The sequence below is a fragment of the Bacteroides sp. MSK.20.12 genome, from assembly GCF_019052435.1.
GTDB classification, from domain to species: Bacteria; Bacteroidota; Bacteroidia; order Bacteroidales; family Bacteroidaceae; genus Bacteroides; species Bacteroides xylanisolvens.
This window is the reverse complement of the sequence record NZ_JAHQVH010000031.1, coordinates 1-18,361: the sequence shown is the minus strand read 5'-3', so window position 1 is coordinate 18,361 and position 18,361 is coordinate 1. Positions and strand designations below refer to the sequence as shown.

The window sequence follows — 18,361 nt, the reverse complement described above, 5'->3', positions numbered from 1 at the left end:
TGTTAGTTATTTATTGCTATTATTGTTTACTACTGATACGGAGATGCAACGTATGTTCTTTTTTCTCTATGGCATATTTCTTCAATACACCCGGTCCGCAACTACTGTTTCCTAATCCAAGTACGGCAGCATCCATACTAAGAATAACTTCTGCACGTGGTTTTAAATCGCAATCGTGAGTTTCTTCATAGATGTCTTGTACGGTGTAATGCAGGGCAGATGCAGAAAATGCGTTTTCTACCGCGTCAACACGAATGCCTTTATTCTGTTTGTCGGTCAAGGTAAGATAATGCACTTCCTCTTTGTTTCCACTGTCCTGCGGACGTGGATAATGTACGTATTGGTCTGCAACGCTTCCTTTCCAAAGCCCTATCATAGCAGATGTTTTGCGGTCAGGATAGTTATCCTGTGGTCCTCTGCCATACCAGGTAAATGTATCATAAGCAGGCGCCAGACAGAATGCGATTCCTAAACGGGGAATTTCAGGAAGAACTCCTTGTGGCAAGAAAGTTGTTTTCAGATCAATCGTTCCATCTGAAAAGACCGTATAGACAGAAGTCGTCACCACTTTTCCTTCTTTATATAAATTACTTGTTTGAATCCGGACAATGACCGCCCCGTCTGCACGTTCTTCATGGTGGAAAGATTCCAAATTTATCTGCGGATGATCCATTCCATGCAAATTCCAGTCTTTAGCCAACCAGTTTCCGAAGCTCTTGTCATTATCTGTCGGAGCACGGAAAACTTGAGTAACAGGCTGAACCGGAAAATCATTGAGGTAAGCCAACATTTCTTTGTCCTTATATATAAGGGAAGTCATACTTCCGTTCACTTTCTTTTCCCACTGGACAGAAAAACCGTGCCCACTAATCAATAAAGATTTATCATCCTCTTTCACCTGAAGCGCTCCTTTATTAATCAGATCGGCAGAGGCTAAATCACCTTTCTGCAAGCAGAATTGTTCCCAGGCTACTTCATGTCCTGCCTTTGCCCAAAGAGCATCCGATTTCAAAACAATGCTTACTTTCAGTTGGTAATCGGAAAGAGTTTTCTCCGTTTTTTTATTGGTCTTACTAACTTTCTCATTTTTATTACTCAAAGAATAAATATCTTTTGATGATCGGAAAGCCGGCAAATCAATTGTTTTACTTTCGCCTGGAGTTATTTCTGGCAATGTTATTTCTCCCCGTTCTTTCTCCTTACCATCCACTGATAATGTCCACAGACAACGATAAAGTGATAAATCAATATGATGATTCCGGTTGGTTACTCTCAACTCTCCATTCTCAACTCTCAACTCAACCGGTGCATATACTTTTTTTACCTCCCAATATTTAGGCGTAGTTTCACGGTCACTCATCAGTAATCCATTAAAGCAGAAAGCTTTTAAATTCGGCTTATCGCCAAAGTCACCGCCGTAAGCAACCATGGTACGGCCATCGGGTAATGTCTTGTAGATTCCCTGATCTACCCAATCCCATATAAAACCACCCAGCATACGGGGATTGCTATATATCTCATCCCAATATTCCTTGAAATTTCCTAATGCATTCCCCATGGAATGTGCATATTCACTCGTCATTACCGGACGGTCGTCATTGGTACGCTCCGCAATCTCCAGCAACCGCTCCCAACGTGCATTTTCAGCGCGTTCCTTGTCCTCTCCCTCTGCAATGCCGGGATTTAAGTATTCCTGTTTCACCCGGGTATAAAAGCGGCTGATAACATCGACCGTCTTCGGGTCAGGATTTCCGTCCACTCCCTGTGCCCCCTCATAGTGTACAGGACGAGTGGAATCGAAATCATGCAGCCATGCCGAAATAGCAGCGAAGTTCGGTCCGTAACCGCTTTCGTTTCCCATGCTCCACATTACAATACATGGATAATTCTTATCACGTTCCGCCATACGGACCGCACGGTCCATAAATGCTGCATGCCAGTCGGGGGTACTTGCGAGTGTTCCACGCAATCCGTGTTCTTCTATATCCGCTTCGTCCATCACGTACAATCCCAAGCTGTCGCATAGCTCGTACCAACGGCTTACATTCGGGTAATGACTGGTGCGCACAGCATTTATATTTGCCTGCTTCATTAAAAGAATATCCTGAAGCATTCGTTCTTCGCTCATGACACGTGCTGTCCGTGGATCATGTTCGTGGCGGTTCACTCCACGAAAACGAACCGGATTACCATTCACTAACAGTTGTCCTTTTTTGATTTCTACAGAGCGGAAACCTACGGCCTGTTCTATCTGTTCTACGACTTTTCCTTCTCCATTTTGGAGAGTTAAGTGTAATTTATAAAGATAGGGTGTTTCTGCCGTCCATCTTTCCGGCGATTTTATAATGGCTGACAAACGTCCCATCTTACGCGGGCCACGCTGCGGATACCATTCATTCATCCGGCTTGCTTTATGCTCCAAATCAAGCATATCTTCCACATCGCCTTTCAATGTGGCAACTTCTTTGCCTGAAGCATCCTTTAATACTCCCTGTAAGACATACCCTTTTCCAGTCATCCCTCGATATACACTGAATTGCGGATCAATCTGCAAAATAAAGTCTTTATAATCACCCACAGATGCGGGAAGAGTGCGTACCGCATAATCACGGACATGAATATCCGGCGTATGTATCAGATGAATACTACGATGAATACCACCAAAACGCCAGAAATCCTGATCTTCCAGATAAGAGCCGTCACTATATCGGTAGACTTCCAGTGAAATCTGATTTTCTCCGGATTTCAGATACTTCGTGACATTAAATTCACTCGGTTCCATACTGCCTTGGCTATACCCTACCCGTTCGCCATTGATCCAAACATAAAAGGCGCTCATTACGCCCTCAAACCGTAGAAAAGTCTGTCCGTTCGTTTCCCATCCGGCCGGCAAGACAAAGGTGCGACGATATTGCCCTACTGGGTTTCGTTCTTTATACGTGGTATAGTCAGTTTTCGGTTCTCCCATCACCCGTGGAGGATCTATTTTAAACGGATAGCCTGCTGAAACATAGATAGGCGTGCCATATCCGTTCACTTCCCAATTGGCGGGAACAGGAAAATCCGTCCAATCTTTATCATTAAAATTTGTTTGATAGAAATTCACGACTTTTTCATTGGGAACGGGAGTCCAACGGAATTTCCAGGTTCCGTCTAAAGAGATTGAGCCGTCTCCTTTCTGTACAGAGAAAGGGGTAAAAGCGGCTCTTGCCGGTTCACGATTGATCTGGAGAACATGATGATTCTCCCAATCATGCATTGTTTGTGCCTGTGTAGGACTTACAAACAATGCGCCAAGCAGTAAAGTATATATTTTCATTCGTTCTTTTTTCTTCATATCAAGTAGACGGACGAAAGGGTATTTTGTACCCCTTTCTTTTACAGAAATATTAAAGAACAATAAAAGGAGTAACACTCTATGAAGAAAATCTTTACCTTGTGGCGTATAATTACTTCTAATATTATGATGATGAAAAAACTACTATTTAGCAGCTTCTTTTTATTAGGCAGTCTCGTTTCACAAGCACAACACGAGTACACAATTAAAGGTGAGGTAAAAGGAGTGAAAGACGGAACTCATGTTTCCTTATTTTTGACGGATGGACGCGTAGGAAGCATAGTTGGTACGGATACGATACGTAATGGAACTTTCTTTTTCAAGCGAAATGCAGGAGAAAGCGGTATGGATCAACTGTCTCTCATGTGTCGCGATACAGATTTCCCTCCAATGTCGTTAGATATTTATGCAACTCCGGGCGCAAAAATAAAAGTAACGGGCACAAACCCTCTGATTTATACATGGAGGGTAGATAGTCCGGTAAAAGAACAACAAGAACATAATAGATTCATTGAGGATTCCCGTGACTTATGGGACGAATTTCAACGCTTGGCTATCAAAGAAAGAAGTATGCGTTCAGCTTCAGAAACCGAACGAAAAGCACTTCGAACAAAGAGTGATAGTATATCTTCCATTATTAATCAACGGGAATTAAAGTTGATGAAGGAACTCCCTATTTCTAATGTCTGGATGGAAAAATTGCTCCGTTTGAGTATGTCATTGAAGTACAATCCAAAGTTTACCAATAAGGAAGAAATACTGGCTTTGTATGACAGATTAAACGAAGAACAGAAAGCTTCCATTGAAGGACAAGAAATCAGGGTTAATCTCTTCCCTCCTAAAACGGTGAAAGAAGGAGATGACATGGCAGATGCCGATCTTTTTGATTTAGATGGAAAGGTGCATCATTTGGCTGATTTCAAAGGAAAATATATGTTACTTGATTTCTGGAGCAGCGGTTGTGGTCCCTGCATCATGGCTTTGCCCGAAATGAAAGAGATTCAAGAGCAATATAAAGACCGACTCACTATCATCAGTTTGAGTTCGGATACGCAAAATAGGTGGAAAGCTGCTTCTGCGCAACATGAAATGACTTGGCAAAACTTAAGCGACTTAAAACAGACTGCAGGACTATATGCTGTATATGACGTCAACGGTATTCCGAATTATGTCCTTATCTCTCCCGAAGGCAAAATCGTGAAAATGTGGTCGGGCTATGGTAAAGGCAGCCTGAAATTAAAGATGCGTAGATATTTGGATGCGCCAAAGCGTGAGATGAGTATCACCGGGGACACCAATAGAAGAGTAGTTAACTATCCAAGTTTTGAATCAACCAATACTGATATTCTTGAAGTGAAGCAGGTAGAATTGACTGATACAGCCACTATCGTTCATTTTTATGCATATTACATACCCAAATACTGGATACAAGTAAGTGTAAATGCCAAACTAGTAGACGAGCAAGGTGCATCATACACATTACAAAAAGCTGACGGCATTACCCCCGGTAAGCATTTCTTTCTGCCTGAAAGCGGAGAAGCCGAATTTTCCCTAACTTTCAAACCATTACCTCTCAAAACTAAATCATTCAATTTCACAGAAGGAACAGCCAAAAACGATTGGCAAATAAATGGGATAAAGCTTACTAGATAAAGAAAAAGAAATGTGCCAAAATAAAATCATAAAGGAGTTTTGGCACATTCTCTCTATTAATATTTGAATATCGAATATTAAAATAAGAATATTGTATTAACATTAAATGTGTTGCAATTTAAAATAACCGCATAAGTCGCTCAAAAAGAGCTGTAAATATGTTATAATCTTCACAGAAATGGTTTTCTTTGTTATAAGATATGTCTCATATATCTTATATTCAGTACAAAACAATAAAAAAAATGGAAGATTACAAACAGACACTCTATAACGATGAATTATTAAACATTTTACCCGACGGAGTGATTATATTTGATACAAATGGAGAAGTTATACAACTCAATCAGCAGGCTTTTGCAGAACTGCATGTTCATCCGTCGGTCAATGATATGCTTCCCTTTCCTACCAATCGTTTATTTAAACTGCTAAATAAAAAGGAAGATATACTTTCGACTATTCTGGAAAAGATTCGTCAGGGAGAAAATACGTATTCATTACCTGAACATACCTTCATGCAAGAACAGGTTGATTACACACAATTTCCTATAAGAGGAGAATTTGCAACGATCAGGGATAGAACTAATTTAAACAAGATCTTATTCTTTTTCCGCAATATTACAGTAGAGCTTACACAGGAATATATTCTGAATACTGCTTTGCAAAGAACCAGAATCTATCCATGGTATTATGATATAAGTCGGAGTGAATTTACTCTTGACGATCGTTATTTTGAACATTTAGGTATTCCGGCAGGAGAAAATAATACTTTGACAATGGAGGAATATGTGAATATGATTCATCCGGACGATCGGCAACCTATGGCTGATGCCTTTGTTGTACAACTTAGTGGTAATACAACTTTTGACAAAACAGTTCCATTCCGTCTGCGCCGGGGAGATGGTACTTGGGAATGGTTTGAAGGGCAGTCAACTTATATTGCAAACATATCCGGCCATCCCTATCGGTTAGTGGGAATCTGCTTGAGTATTCAGGAATATAAAGACATAGAAAACACCTTAATCGAGGCACGTAAAAAAGCAGAAGAAAGCGATCGTCTTAAAATGGCGTTTCTGGCTAATATGAGTCATGAAATCCGTACGCCGCTGAATGCAATAGTCGGCTTTTCTGATGTTATAGGTTCCACTTATGATGAGTTAAGTGAAGAGGAACGTGCCGATTTCGTGCGACTAATCAGCATCAATAGCGAACATTTAGTACGATTGATTGACGACATACTTGATTTGTCCAAGATTGAATCAAATACGATTAAATTTACTTTCTCCAACTGTTCCCTTAACTCTTTAATGATGGACATAGAGAAAGAACAGGCAATGAAACCTATTTCCGAAATTGAAATAAAGTCATTATTACCGGATGAAGATGTTTATATCAACACAGATATTACACGCCTGAAACAAGTAATATGCAATTTCATTAATAATGCCCGGAAATTCACCCAAAAAGGATATATTCATTTTGGGTATACGCTTGATAACAGAAATGCGGATTCAGTACAAATATTTGTAGAAGATACCGGTTCGGGAATTCCGCAAGAATGTTTGAATGAAATCTTTGATCGTTTCTACAAAGTAGATACTTTTAAACAGGGAACCGGTTTAGGACTTTCTATCTGTAAAACGATTGTAGAACACCTGCAAGGAGATATCTCCGTTAAATCAGAGATTGGGAAAGGTAGTTGTTTTACCGTTACATTACCATTTGATAGAAAAACAGAAGATTAGCGTCCTCTATATTCTTGAGGGGTAATACCAGTATGCTGCTTAAAAAACTTATTAAAGAAGGAGATATTATTAAACCCTAAAGATAGAGCTATATTTTTTACAGGTTCATCGGTCGACTTTAAACGGGATTTAGCTTCCATCAAAATGACAGAAGCAATCACCTCTAATGGAGTATTTCCTGCCGCCTTTTTAATTGTAGAACAGAAATGGGGCAGGCTAAGTCCTAACTCATCAGCATAGAAAGATGTTCCGTGATGGATTGTATAATGTTTCATGACTAATTTTAAAAACTCCTGATAAATCTCATACTTTCTTGATTGAGAAGACAAATACCAATTATTCTGTAACTTATATATTTCTGTAGCCCCTTGGATAAACATGGTAAGAACAGCTTTTACTATCTCCTTATTTTCGCGCGTCCTAAGTGAAGCGTATGAAAGAATAGATGATTCATAAAACATTTTATAACTACAGGCCTGAAGTGGAGATAAAGCAACTATCGGATTCTCCATAATTACCGGAAGAAGGTGCTGGGTAGCTTTCATCAAATTTATACTTTCTATAAAATGAGATGAAAAGCCTGCATAATAAATCTGGATATCGGATGAGAATGTGTGCACCTCTAATATGCAATTAGGCGGCAAAGTTATTAAATCATTTTCACTAATATGATGGGTATTGGTATTGATCGTCACCTCCATAGTGCCTTTTATACAAAGAATAAATAAGCCGGATTCAATCTTACATGGAAAATTCTTATAGCTCTTCAGTAAATCTTTTGCGAATCCCTCTCCTACAATATAATCAACCGGCAAATCATACTTTGGTATATTACTTTCCATTATTGCTCTTTTTGTTTGTCCTCAAAGATAGAGATTATTTAATTCCTATCTTTTAAATAATTAAAATCGGAACATTGAATCATAAAAAAATAACATCTATATTCTATTTCTAAGAAAATGATCCGAATATAAAGAAACGGGATGCGGAAAGTTTACCTTATCCGTATCCCGTTTTATTGAAATCAATTGATAGAAAGATTTATTGAATATCCAATGCATCAAAAGCAATTCCGTCCATATTTTCTGCCGAAAGTAATACTTTGTAATGTCCGGCATTGATAAAGGTTCCGGTGGTGGTGCTCATCATCTTCCATTTATCCGGTGTTTCCGGGAAGTTCAATACGTCCTCTTTCAATACTACTCCTTTTGAATCAATGAATTTCATTAAGACAGGTATTGGCTTTCCGGTAGTGTTCATATATTTAAAGCGAAGGGCGTACACTTGCGCCAACCCGGTAGAAACATTCCATTCAATGCTGTTGCCTTTTCCTTTACCAAAAAACACTCCCATCTGTTTGCGATGTTCTTTCTTTTGGAATTTGCCTTTCAGTACGGCCGTTTCTGCTTCGTATGATATACTGACACGAGCATTTTTGTCTTCCGGAAGTAACTCTTTCGGAGTCTTTTCCATTACTTCTTTATCCGCCTTTTCCCAACTCCAGCCGGACGCAGGGAATACCGTCGGTTTCAGTTCCCGATCTGTGCTGGCAATAGCAATGCCTGAAATCAAGGCTTGTCCTGCTTTCACTTCCGGGAAATGAATTTTCAACATTCCCCCCTTCACTGTGGCATATATCACCTTCTTACAAACTCCGTCGTGACCGCTTTCAGCCCAAATATCCAAGTCGTCTAATACAACAGAATCATTCACGGCAACATCAAATATGCGCAGCCCTTCACAGTCGGTAGAAGCGCTTCCGCCCGTACCATGCCAAGGCTCTGTGAAATACAGTTCAATACGATATGTTCCGTCTGCCACAGGGAAACGATATTCCAGCTGATGACGTCCGAAGCGGAAATGTTGGAATAACGTCCAGTCGCGGGTGCCACGAATCGGATCATTGGTGGTACGTTGACTGGCAAGATAAGGATTCAGGTCCTTGAAATTCTCCGCCCATGAACGGGAATAATTCGTATTGTCCTGCAACCATAACTGTCCGAAACTATCTGTATAATCATCCCCTCCACAGTTGAGACGATACAGATAATTATATCCTGCCTCTCCTTTCAATATCTTTTTATCATCCTGATAAAGAAGTTCGAAGTTAGGGGCTTGTTCCAAGCCATTTAATAGGATCAGGTCTTCTGCCACCTGTTTACCTTTATAATAGCCTACTGCACGAAGCACGTTATAACGAATATCCCGTTTTTCCCACATAAAATGAGTGCCTGTTCCGTTGTTCTTTTTACGTCCGAGGAAGGTTGCCTTTTCATTTGTCAGATCGTTGTATAGCAATACAGAATCACAATTGCTGTAAGCCTCGATGGTGGCACGGCGACGTCCTTTTTCAAAACGGTTGGCCCATGTATGTGACACCAGATAAACCATCGGGTCTTTTGCAGCCGGAACATAGTTGGCGCGATACATATAATATACGTCCAACGGTTCTTCCCACGGAGTAACCAATCCTTTATAATTGAACGGACCTACTTTATCTATCTTGCGATACGCTTCATCCGGTTGGCGGCGTCCGGGATTGTCATGACTGCTGTATATCCATTGGAATTGTCCGCAAACACTATCTTTAGCCTGTTCTGCCAAACGGATTTTAGTTTCCATCAGCTGACACATACGGTCTTCACTCCACACTCCGTTCACCTGGAAATCTCCCGGCTCCGTATGTAGGTCGATGCTTCTCCACGCTCCATATTCTCCGTTCAACAATTGGTTTGCTTGAGAGAGCTCACGACCGTATTTCGTCACATCTCCTCCATACGTACCACTCCAATTTTGAATCACATTCCAGTCTGTACCCTCACCGCCATTACAGGTTGTTATGACACGCATTGTCTTTGCAGTCGGATCCATCTCCCGAATAATATCACTGCACTCCTGTGCAAACTCACGAGGCAAAGTGCTTTCATTCTGCAATCCCCACATCACCACTGACGGAGAATTACGACGTTCTTTCACCCATTGACGAAGCAACTTTTTAAAGTTCTCACGAAACTCCGGAGTGTCATACCACACGTGGGCGGAAAATTGTGTCCAAAACAAGATTCCCTCTTCATCCCAGTATTTTTGATAATCGAGATGATGGGGCTGATGAGCATCCCGGAACGCATTGAAACCGGCTGCACGTATCTGTTTTACCCTTGCGGTAACCTGTTCATTACTGAACGCATGGCTTTGTCCGAACTGATGCTCATACTCACATACTCCATTGATAAACACCGGCTTTCCATTCAGGTAAAAACGTCCGTCTCCATCGTTTCGTTTTACCGGCCAGCTAATGGTACGAATACCGAAGGGTGTCGAAATTTCATCCGTTGTCTTCGTATCGCGCTTAATCATGCTAGCCAATTTATAGAGATATGGATTTTCTGTATTCCACAAGACAGGATTCTCAACAGGAGCCTGCTGGCGAATCACTTTCATTTCTCCCGGAGCTAAAGTTACTTTTTCAACCAAACGGAAAACTTGTTTTCCATCGGCATTGCTTAGTTTATTGACTAACTCTACCGTTTCTGTTGTTTTACTATAATTCTTAACCTCTGTTTCTACAAATACGTTAGCAGCCTTTTCGTCATTCCAAATATGTACACCGAAAGGTTCTATGCGAATCTCATCCGTTACTTCCAATACCACAGGACGGAAGATACCTAACGGTTGGGAACCCTCACTGAATCCCCATTCCGATGAACATCCTCCACATACCCAAGGCATATCGGCAATCATTTCAGGATGCTCGGCTTTCACTTCCAGGCGATTTACTCCCTGTTTCAATTCATCTGTGACATCCAAAGTCAACGTAGTGCGCCCTATGGGATGACGACCGAAGTCCTTTCCGTTCACTGTAATGGTGGCGTATGTACCCACTCCTTCAAAGCGAAGGAAATATTTTTTAAGTTGAGAGTTGAGAGTTGAGAATTGAGAGTTGTTGAGGGTGAAGTCCTTTTTGTAAAGAACGGTTCCGTGAAGATTGCCATGAGTCAATTGACGATACCCATAATAATCATCCCAGTTATGAGGTATATTCACAGTCTTTTCACTCTCAACTCTCAACTTTCCATTCTCAACTCTCCAAGTTTTCCAGCCTTCATTTAATTCAATAATTTGCCGGCGGTTCTTGATTTCCGGTTTCGGGAAACGGACAGCCGAACGTCCCATCGGCTTACTGGTAGCAATGGCAATGCCACGTTGCTCTGCGTTGTTTACCGCACAATAGAAATGATAAACCACTCCGTCATGTTTCACCACATAGCTCTTATGAGCAAACAGTTCATCGTAGTTCTTGGAGGGGATAATCAGGTCGGCCCCTTTCCAGTCGGTCCAGTTCACTAAATCATAGCTGGCGGCAAATGTATTGAATGCTTTATATTTACGCGAAGGTTCAAAAGCAGAGAAATAAAACATCACATACACATCTCCCATCTTTTGGATATGCGCATCTCCTGTAATGGTTCCATCAGCTTCATGCGCAAAGACCGGATTTCCGGAGTAGCGTTTCCATGTTTTCATATCTTTGGAAAGCGCAATGCCGACACGTTCGCCCTTTAAATTCGTTTCCGGATGATGCCCGCCCGCGTTGTAATACATCACAAACGGAGCTCCCAATGTTTTATCTTTATCCCAATAAACGGTACTCTTATATTGAGTCAGTTTCTCCCACCATTGGGCATCTTTATCATGGATGCTCAAAATCGGTTTGTCCAGAGATTCCCATTCATGTGCCGTAGAAATATCTCCTTTCGTCCATGCCAGTCCGACATAAAGCGGAGCTTTTACAGCTTCGTAGCCCGTTCCTTCACCACCGATATAAGTCATCCAATGGCGACCTTTATAAGTCTGAAGCTCATAGCTTCCACCCCATTCCATATCCGGCAATGCAGGAAATCCGCCACGCTGATTGCAGTCCCATTTTCCATCCCGATAAGAAAGAACCCGTCCCAAAGTGCGCCATTCGAGCAAATTATCACTTTCTGCTATCCAGGTTTCATAACCACGACCATCGGTTCCACCTTTACCGTTGTAAACCACATAAGTCATCAGCCACTTGTCTCCCTGGCGAAAAACGGTAGGACAATCAATCTTATGATAATTGTCTGCCGGGGCAACTGCGAGCCCGTACTTGTATGGTGTCTTTACTTCCTCGTAAATCTGCTCCATTCGTTCCTGCGGAACTTCCCTTTGCGCATACAGAGAGAAAGTGGTGGCTATACTAAAAACTGCCAGCAATAACTTCTTCATGATACTTTTTCTAATCGTTTAATACTTAAATAGTGCATAACCACTAAATGATAATTTTGCGGAGTGCCCTGAAAGGGCTTAATTATATAGCGTAGGGCAACGCCCTACGTAAAAGCGACAATCTGAATTTGCGCCCTGAAAGGGCATAATTGTATATAGTTCCGCCCTTTCAGGGCTTGTGGCTGGTGTGTTTTTTTCGTAGGGCGTTGCCCTACGCTATATAATTAAGCCCTTTCAGGGCACCCCAATAAATATATAATTGTAAGGCTTTCAGCCTAACTGCTAAATTCCCATTAATAAAACAACCAATCCATTGTCTCTTCATCCCCGGCAAGCCCGGCATTACGCACTTTCGTATCCGCAGCCGTGAATCCTAACACTTGCAGATAACCTTTGGGTAACATCAATGTATGCTTTCCAGCCGGAAAACTATATGCATGCACATTTGCCAAAGGCATTCCGTTGATACGGACAGCATTCGTCAACACGGGTTCCGCCTGACCGTAATCATTGGCTGATGCATCAATTTCCAGTTTCGGAGCTTTTGCATACTTTTTCTGGTCGTCTTTGAAATAAGCGACTAACAATTTCACCGGAGCATCCGTTTCGAAAGTGATGCTTGTGCCTTTCTCTCTCTGCTCATTTCCATTGAAGCGGAGCGCCTTCATTCCTTTCAATTCCGGAGCTACTGCTTCTATCTTACCTGGGACATCCACAAATAAAGAAATACCCTCATCCACTTTCACTGTCGGATAATTAGAGATCAGTTTCACGTTTGCAGGAGTCCAGGCAGCAATCTCGATAGTTTCAGTCACCGCATTTCCATTCTGTTTTTCTTTCAACAAAGCGAGGTTGGCTTTGAAATTTTCCAATTCCTTCTCATAGTGTACCAGCAATTCTTTCCAAGTCTTATTCTTTCCATCATCTCCACCAATAGGAATACGACGTTGGGCAGTCTGCATACTGTTGGCATACAAGTAATGTTCGTTCGTCAGTTCCACCAATTTGCGATAGTGTTCCAAGCTTTGTTCCATCAAAGGAATAGCTTCTTCAAGATTCTTAATCTCTTTTCCCCATTGATAATCCAATACCAGTTTGGCAGCTTTCACTTTCAGGTTGAACGCATACGCAAATTCACGATAACAATGCATATCATTCTGCAAACGTGCAAATTCATCCTTATTTGAAGAGACGGAACCTGCTGCTTTATCAATAGCCGCTACTGCTTTATCTCCATGTTCTATTACTTGAGCAACAATATCCAAAGGCATTTCACCTACATGAGGTTGCTTTTTCCATTCTTTTTCTACATACTCTATCAGCTTCTCTCCTTCCGGTCCGCAACTTTCATAGAATCCCGGATAGATCGTATATTTGTACGGATTGACAAGCTGACTCATAAACATACCCAGCAATAACGTTTGGCGATTTCCTTCTGTGATACCGAAACGACGCAATAACTTCGGAGCAATCTCACCGCTTTCTTCATAAGCTACACGGATATTGCTTGCATTTTCGTCAGATGTTCCGTAGAATTTGCCTAACTGATGGTTCCAGTAACCCATTTCATCTGTACGGTCGCGATGGCAGTTCCACGCATAGCGTCCCCAGGTCTGATACCAAATCCAGTCACGATCCAATTGGAACTCACGCTCATTGTTCGGCAATTTATCAGCAGTATAAGGCCAATCCCAATATGAAGCCTGTGGATAAAGGTGCAATGCATTGGCACCATGTACATTGTGCATGGCAGTTACCGCCTTCTGAACGAAATCCGGAGATCCCCAGCGGAACGGTTCCAAATTTGCCAGAATATGCACGTTACTGATGTGAATGGAACCCAACGAACTCAAATCTGTATGAATTTTCGCCCAGGGACCACGAGGCTCATAGGTAGTCAACGATTCACCATTATACTTATGCATCGTATAAAGATTCTTATAGAGTGGCAGTGCAGCATCCATCACCAGTTTACAGTCCGTATCGTGTGCACGCAATAAAAGGGGCGGTTCATCCGTACGTCCCAAAGCCTGTAATCCGTCTTTCACTCCCGGAATAATTGTTTTTGTAAACCATTCTACATCGTCCTCAACTGTACACATCGCTTCACCCAGACAAACAAGTAATCCTACATTGGGATATTTTTCAATGAAAGCAGCAATGCTCTTGCGTGTATAATCGGCAATCAGAGGAGTAATGGGACGGTTACGATCCTGTGTTTTCAGTCCGTAATGTTCAGCAAAAGGTTTGGAAAGAATAATATTATAAAACATCTGTATCACAAAGATACCGCGTTTGTCCGCTTCTTCTGTGAGGAAAGAGAACATTTCTTCATTCATCTTGAATGTTTCTTCATCTACTTCCAGTGCAAACGGATAATCTTCCAGTTTCACCAATGACGCAAACGGATGACCGTTCCAAAGGTACAGCGAATTCATGCGGTTGGCAACCAACATATCCAAGTATTTAATCCATTGTTCTTTATCATAAAACCAGGGGAAACTTTCCGGCGTATACGGATATTCGTATACACCATGTTCCGGCAGGTAGGTCATCTTCTGTAATCCTACACATGCACCACGCAATACCATTTCAGGACCGTCTTTCAGTTCCTCCGGGAAGTTCAACTTACCATCCGAATCATTCACACGGTCAATCAGTTCACGGCATCCGTAAATGACACCACTCCCATCCCTGCCGGACACTCTGGTCAGATTGCCCGTCGTCGAAATATGAAAACCTTCTTTCTTGAGTGTCGTGTCATTTACTTCCGTCAACAGAATCGTTTTGATTTCAGGATCGGAGAATGTCGTGTCTCCCTGTTGCATCATTACCTGATAACCGGCTTTATCCAAGGTAGTCTGTAACTGCTCCGCACCAAACAAAACACGATTTGACGCATCCGGCGGAGTCATAATCTTCACGGTTTGCCTGCCACACGCTGCCAAAAAAAGTGTGCATGCCGCAAACATGAATAATCTGGTATTTTTCATTCTTCTGATATATATTATAGATTATATAATTCACTTCTTCACTAAGAGAAAGACGAAATAATCCCCTGTTTGTACTCATTTGTCTCTTTTTCCACTTTTCAGCACCAAATTTTCACTTTCATCCTGCTGTGATATGCAAACGCCTCATTATTTAAAAGTTATGCTTATCTTTGCCGGCTAATGTCTTATAATACAAAACAGAAAACAAAAGCAAACAATATGAAAGAACAAACAAATTATGACTATGAAAAATACGTTCAGATAGCAAAAATGGCCAAAATGGGATGGTGGGAATCTGATTTGAAGAATCAAGAATATATCTGTTCCGACTTTATTGTTGACTTACTCGGTCTTGAAAGTAACCGCATCAGTTTCACCGAATTCCACCAAAGAATACGTGAAGACCATCGGTTGCGTCTTAAAAATGAATATCTATCTCTCTCTAATCTGGAGACATACGAACAAATGTTTCCTATGCAAGCAAAAAACAAAGAAATCTGGGTATACTCTAAAATCTGTTTCCAAAAACCGAATAAAGAAGGAGATAGAAATATGGTCGGTTATCTACAATGTATAGACAGACCGATTGACGATCCGAACAAGAATATTGACTTTCTTCAGGTTAACAGTTTACTTTACCAACAAAATAGTATTTCATATTCATTACTTGCTTTCCTGCAATGTGATGATATACCACAAGTGATTAACCGAATATTAGGAGATATACTCAAACAATTCAGGGGTGATCGTACTTATATTGTTGAAATAGATAGAAAGAAACAGGTACAGAATTGTACGTATGAATCAACGGCTAAAGGAGTATCCGAAGAACGGGATAATCTCCAAAATATACTTTGGGATGATTCTTTCTGGTGGAATCGTCAGATCACAGATCGAAAATCTATTATCCTGAATACATTGGATGATATGCCTTTGGAAGCACAAGAGTACCGCAACTTGTTAGAAGTCCAGAATATCAAATCATTGATGGCTGTTCCTCTTATTGCCAAAGATGAAGTCTGGGGTTATATGGGTATTGACATGGTCAGTGCATGCCGAAGCTGGAGTAATATTGATCTTCAGTGGTTTTCTTCCTTGGCCAACATTATTAGTATTTGTATCGAATTACGGAAATCAGAATTACAGGCCAAAGAAGATCGTTTAGCTTTAGACAATAGCGAAAAGATATTGAGAAATATCTATAAAAATCTTCCGGCTGGTGTCGAACTTTATGATAAAGATGGCTATTTGGTAGATATCAATGATAAAGAACTCGAAATATTCGGTTTGTCTACTAAGAATGAGGCATTAGGGATTAATCTATTCGACAATCCTAATATTCCTTCAGATATAAAAGAGAAATTGAGAGCAAAAGAAAATGTAAATTTCTCTATCAATTATGATTTCGCAAAGATAAACAAATATGTAGAAACACAGAGAAAAGGGATTATCAATCTTACTACTAAAGTAACAGCTCTTTATGATTCTCAAAACCGTTTTATTAACTATCTGTTTATCAATATAGACACGACAGAAACGACTAATGCATATACTAAGATACAAGAATTTGAGAATCTATTTCTTTTAATCGGTGATTACGCTAAGGTAGGGTTTGCCCATTTCAATGTACTGACAAGAGATGGATATGCTCAAGATACATGGTATAGGAATCTGGGAGAAAAAGAAGGGATTCCCATGCCACAGGTTATTGGGGTATACGCTCATGTGGTCCCTGAAGATCAAGCTGTCCTGAAAAATTTTGTGCGCGAAGTGAAAGAAGGAAAAGCGAGCAGTTTACGTAAAGAAGTTCGCGTCTGTAGGGAGAATGGTAAATATACATGGACCAGTATTAACGTAATGGTCAGAGATTATCGTCCGCAAGATGGCATTATTGACATGCTGTGTATCAATTATGACATCACGCCTTTAAAAGAAACTGAACAGAAATTGATTATAGCCCGCGATAAAGCAGAAGAACTGGACCGTCTGAAGTCGGCTTTCTTAGCCAATATGAGTCATGAAATTCGTACTCCTCTTAATGCTATTGTCGGTTTCTCCAGTCTTCTGGCAGAAACGGACAGCAGAAGCGAACGGCAGGAATACATTAAGATTGTGCAAGAGAATAATGAACTTCTTTTGCAACTGATCTCGGACATTCTCGATCTTTCGAAAATTGAAGCGGGAACATTCAATTTTGTATATACCAATGTAGATGTTAATGAGACTTGTTCTGAAATTATCAAATCAATGGGTATGAAAGTGAGTAAAGGTGTTGAACTGATTTTTGGGGAATTATTCCCGGAATGTTATATCTACACGGATAAAAACAGATTCACCCAAGTAATCAGTAACTTTATAAATAACGCGTTAAAGTTCACCCAACAAGGCAGTATCACCCTGGGATATGAACAAGTATCCCATCAGAAAATAAAATTCTATGTGCGCGACACCGGAATGGGAATACCGGAAGAAAAGCAAAAGAGCGTATTTGAACGTTTTGTGAAGCTGAATACTTTTGTTCAGGGTACAGGACTCGGACTTTCTATCTGCAAGAGCATTGTTTCCCAAATGGGAGGAGAAATAGGCGTGGATTCGACCGAAGGAGTAGGTTCCTGCTTCTGGTTTACACATCCGTACCACGCTGCTGACTAGACTGATTATATGTGGAAGGGGATATTCGATGAATGATGGTTAATACTTATAATAACGAATAACTTCCAATAAGGAAAAAAGAATTGTACCTTTGCATTCTATTATTATCATAGTTATGCAAAAGTATATAGAAACACCCCGTCTGATTCTCCGAGACTGGAGAGAAGAAGACATCCCGTTTTTTGCCCGTATGAATGCCGATCCGAATGTGATGGAGTTTTTTCTTAATTCATTGTCATCGGAAGAATCATTTGCCTTTTATCAGCGTATTCAAAATGAATTCCAAACTTGTGGCTTTGGTTTGTATGCCGTAGAACGAAAAGAAGATCATACTTATATGGGCTATACCGGACTACATCAGATTACATTTGATGTAGACTTTGCTCCAGGCATAGAAATAGGCTGGCGGTTAGCATACGAATATTGGGGACAGGGTTATGCTCCTGAAGCTGCAAATGCATGTTTGGAGTATACGCGCAATAAAACAGATATAAAAGAACTCTTTTCTTTTACTTCCCTTCTCAACCAACGGTCAGAACGTGTAATGCAGAAAATAGGAATGGAACGAATGAGGGAATTCGATCATCCGCTTGTCCCTGGTGAACATCCGTTGTGCAGACATGTATTGTATCACATCAAATTTTAAAAAGCTATTGACTTTCCTCTTTTAATTTCGTATATTTCCTCTATGAAAAGCAAGACCGCGACTATCTTTGTGAGTGGAAACGAGT

Annotated in this window: 8 protein-coding genes; 4 read left to right on the top strand and 4 right to left on the bottom strand. The window is 40.8% G+C overall.

Annotation, left to right across the window (positions count from 1 at the left end; translation table 11 throughout):
- Positions 1–19: 19 nt before the first annotated feature.
- Positions 20–3,337, bottom strand: a complete 3,318-nt coding sequence (locus KTR06_RS16065) for a glycoside hydrolase family 2 TIM barrel-domain containing protein (protein WP_254306435.1) — start codon at positions 3,335–3,337, stop codon at positions 20–22.
- 126 nt (positions 3,338–3,463) lie between these two features.
- On the opposite strand from KTR06_RS16065, the gene KTR06_RS16060 reads away from it, so the two are divergent.
- Both KTR06_RS16060 and KTR06_RS16055 read left to right on the top strand, forming a co-directional pair.
- Positions 3,464–4,990, top strand: a complete 1,527-nt coding sequence (locus KTR06_RS16060) for a TlpA disulfide reductase family protein (RefSeq protein WP_217290573.1) — start codon at positions 3,464–3,466, stop codon at positions 4,988–4,990.
- Positions 4,991–5,232: 242 nt separating this feature from the next.
- Positions 5,233–6,732: an ATP-binding protein gene (locus tag KTR06_RS16055; protein WP_004314671.1), complete on the top strand. Its 1,500-nt coding sequence runs from the start codon at positions 5,233–5,235 to the stop codon at positions 6,730–6,732.
- Here the strand turns inward: KTR06_RS16055 and KTR06_RS16050 are convergent.
- The 3 genes from KTR06_RS16050 to KTR06_RS16040 form a co-directional block, all read right to left on the bottom strand.
- Complete coding sequence (locus tag KTR06_RS16050) at positions 6,729–7,574, bottom strand: helix-turn-helix domain-containing protein (protein ID WP_004314666.1); 846 nt, start codon at positions 7,572–7,574, stop codon at positions 6,729–6,731. The two genes, KTR06_RS16055 and KTR06_RS16050, sit on opposite strands and share 4 nt — an antisense overlap.
- A gap of 199 nt (positions 7,575–7,773) precedes the next feature.
- Positions 7,774–11,985 carry a malectin domain-containing carbohydrate-binding protein gene (locus tag KTR06_RS16045; protein ID WP_151921935.1) on the bottom strand — a complete coding sequence of 1,404 codons (4,212 nt, stop codon included), beginning with the start codon at positions 11,983–11,985 and terminating at the stop codon, positions 7,774–7,776.
- Between the two features lie 293 nt (positions 11,986–12,278).
- Positions 12,279–14,978: a hypothetical protein gene (locus KTR06_RS16040; RefSeq protein WP_162487400.1), complete on the bottom strand. Its 2,700-nt coding sequence runs from the start codon at positions 14,976–14,978 to the stop codon at positions 12,279–12,281.
- Between the two features lie 219 nt (positions 14,979–15,197).
- Between KTR06_RS16040 and KTR06_RS16035 the strand changes: the two genes are divergently transcribed.
- Together KTR06_RS16035 and KTR06_RS16030 are read left to right on the top strand one after the other, a co-directional pair.
- Positions 15,198–17,630: an ATP-binding protein gene (locus KTR06_RS16035; RefSeq protein WP_087323977.1), complete on the top strand. Its 2,433-nt coding sequence runs from the start codon at positions 15,198–15,200 to the stop codon at positions 17,628–17,630.
- Between the two features lie 115 nt (positions 17,631–17,745).
- On the top strand, positions 17,746–18,276 hold the full coding sequence (locus tag KTR06_RS16030; protein ID WP_044918095.1) for a GNAT family N-acetyltransferase: 531 nt from the start codon (positions 17,746–17,748) through the stop codon (positions 18,274–18,276).
- Positions 18,277–18,361 lie beyond the last annotated feature (85 nt).

Coding starts and splice junctions, on each gene's coding strand:
- KTR06_RS16045 (WP_151921935.1), bottom strand. CDS start 11,985: ATGAAGAAGTTATTGCTGGCAGTTTTTAGTATAGCCACCACTTTCTCT.
- KTR06_RS16050 (WP_004314666.1), bottom strand. CDS start 7,574: ATGGAAAGTAATATACCAAAGTATGATTTGCCGGTTGATTATATTGTA.
- KTR06_RS16065 (WP_254306435.1), bottom strand. CDS start 3,337: ATGAAGAAAAAAGAACGAATGAAAATATATACTTTACTGCTTGGCGCA.
- KTR06_RS16040 (WP_162487400.1), bottom strand. CDS start 14,978: ATGAAAAATACCAGATTATTCATGTTTGCGGCATGCACACTTTTTTTG.
- KTR06_RS16030 (WP_044918095.1), top strand. CDS start 17,746: ATGCAAAAGTATATAGAAACACCCCGTCTGATTCTCCGAGACTGGAGA.
- KTR06_RS16035 (WP_087323977.1), top strand. CDS start 15,198: ATGAAAGAACAAACAAATTATGACTATGAAAAATACGTTCAGATAGCA.
- KTR06_RS16060 (WP_217290573.1), top strand. CDS start 3,464: ATGATGATGAAAAAACTACTATTTAGCAGCTTCTTTTTATTAGGCAGT.
- KTR06_RS16055 (WP_004314671.1), top strand. CDS start 5,233: ATGGAAGATTACAAACAGACACTCTATAACGATGAATTATTAAACATT.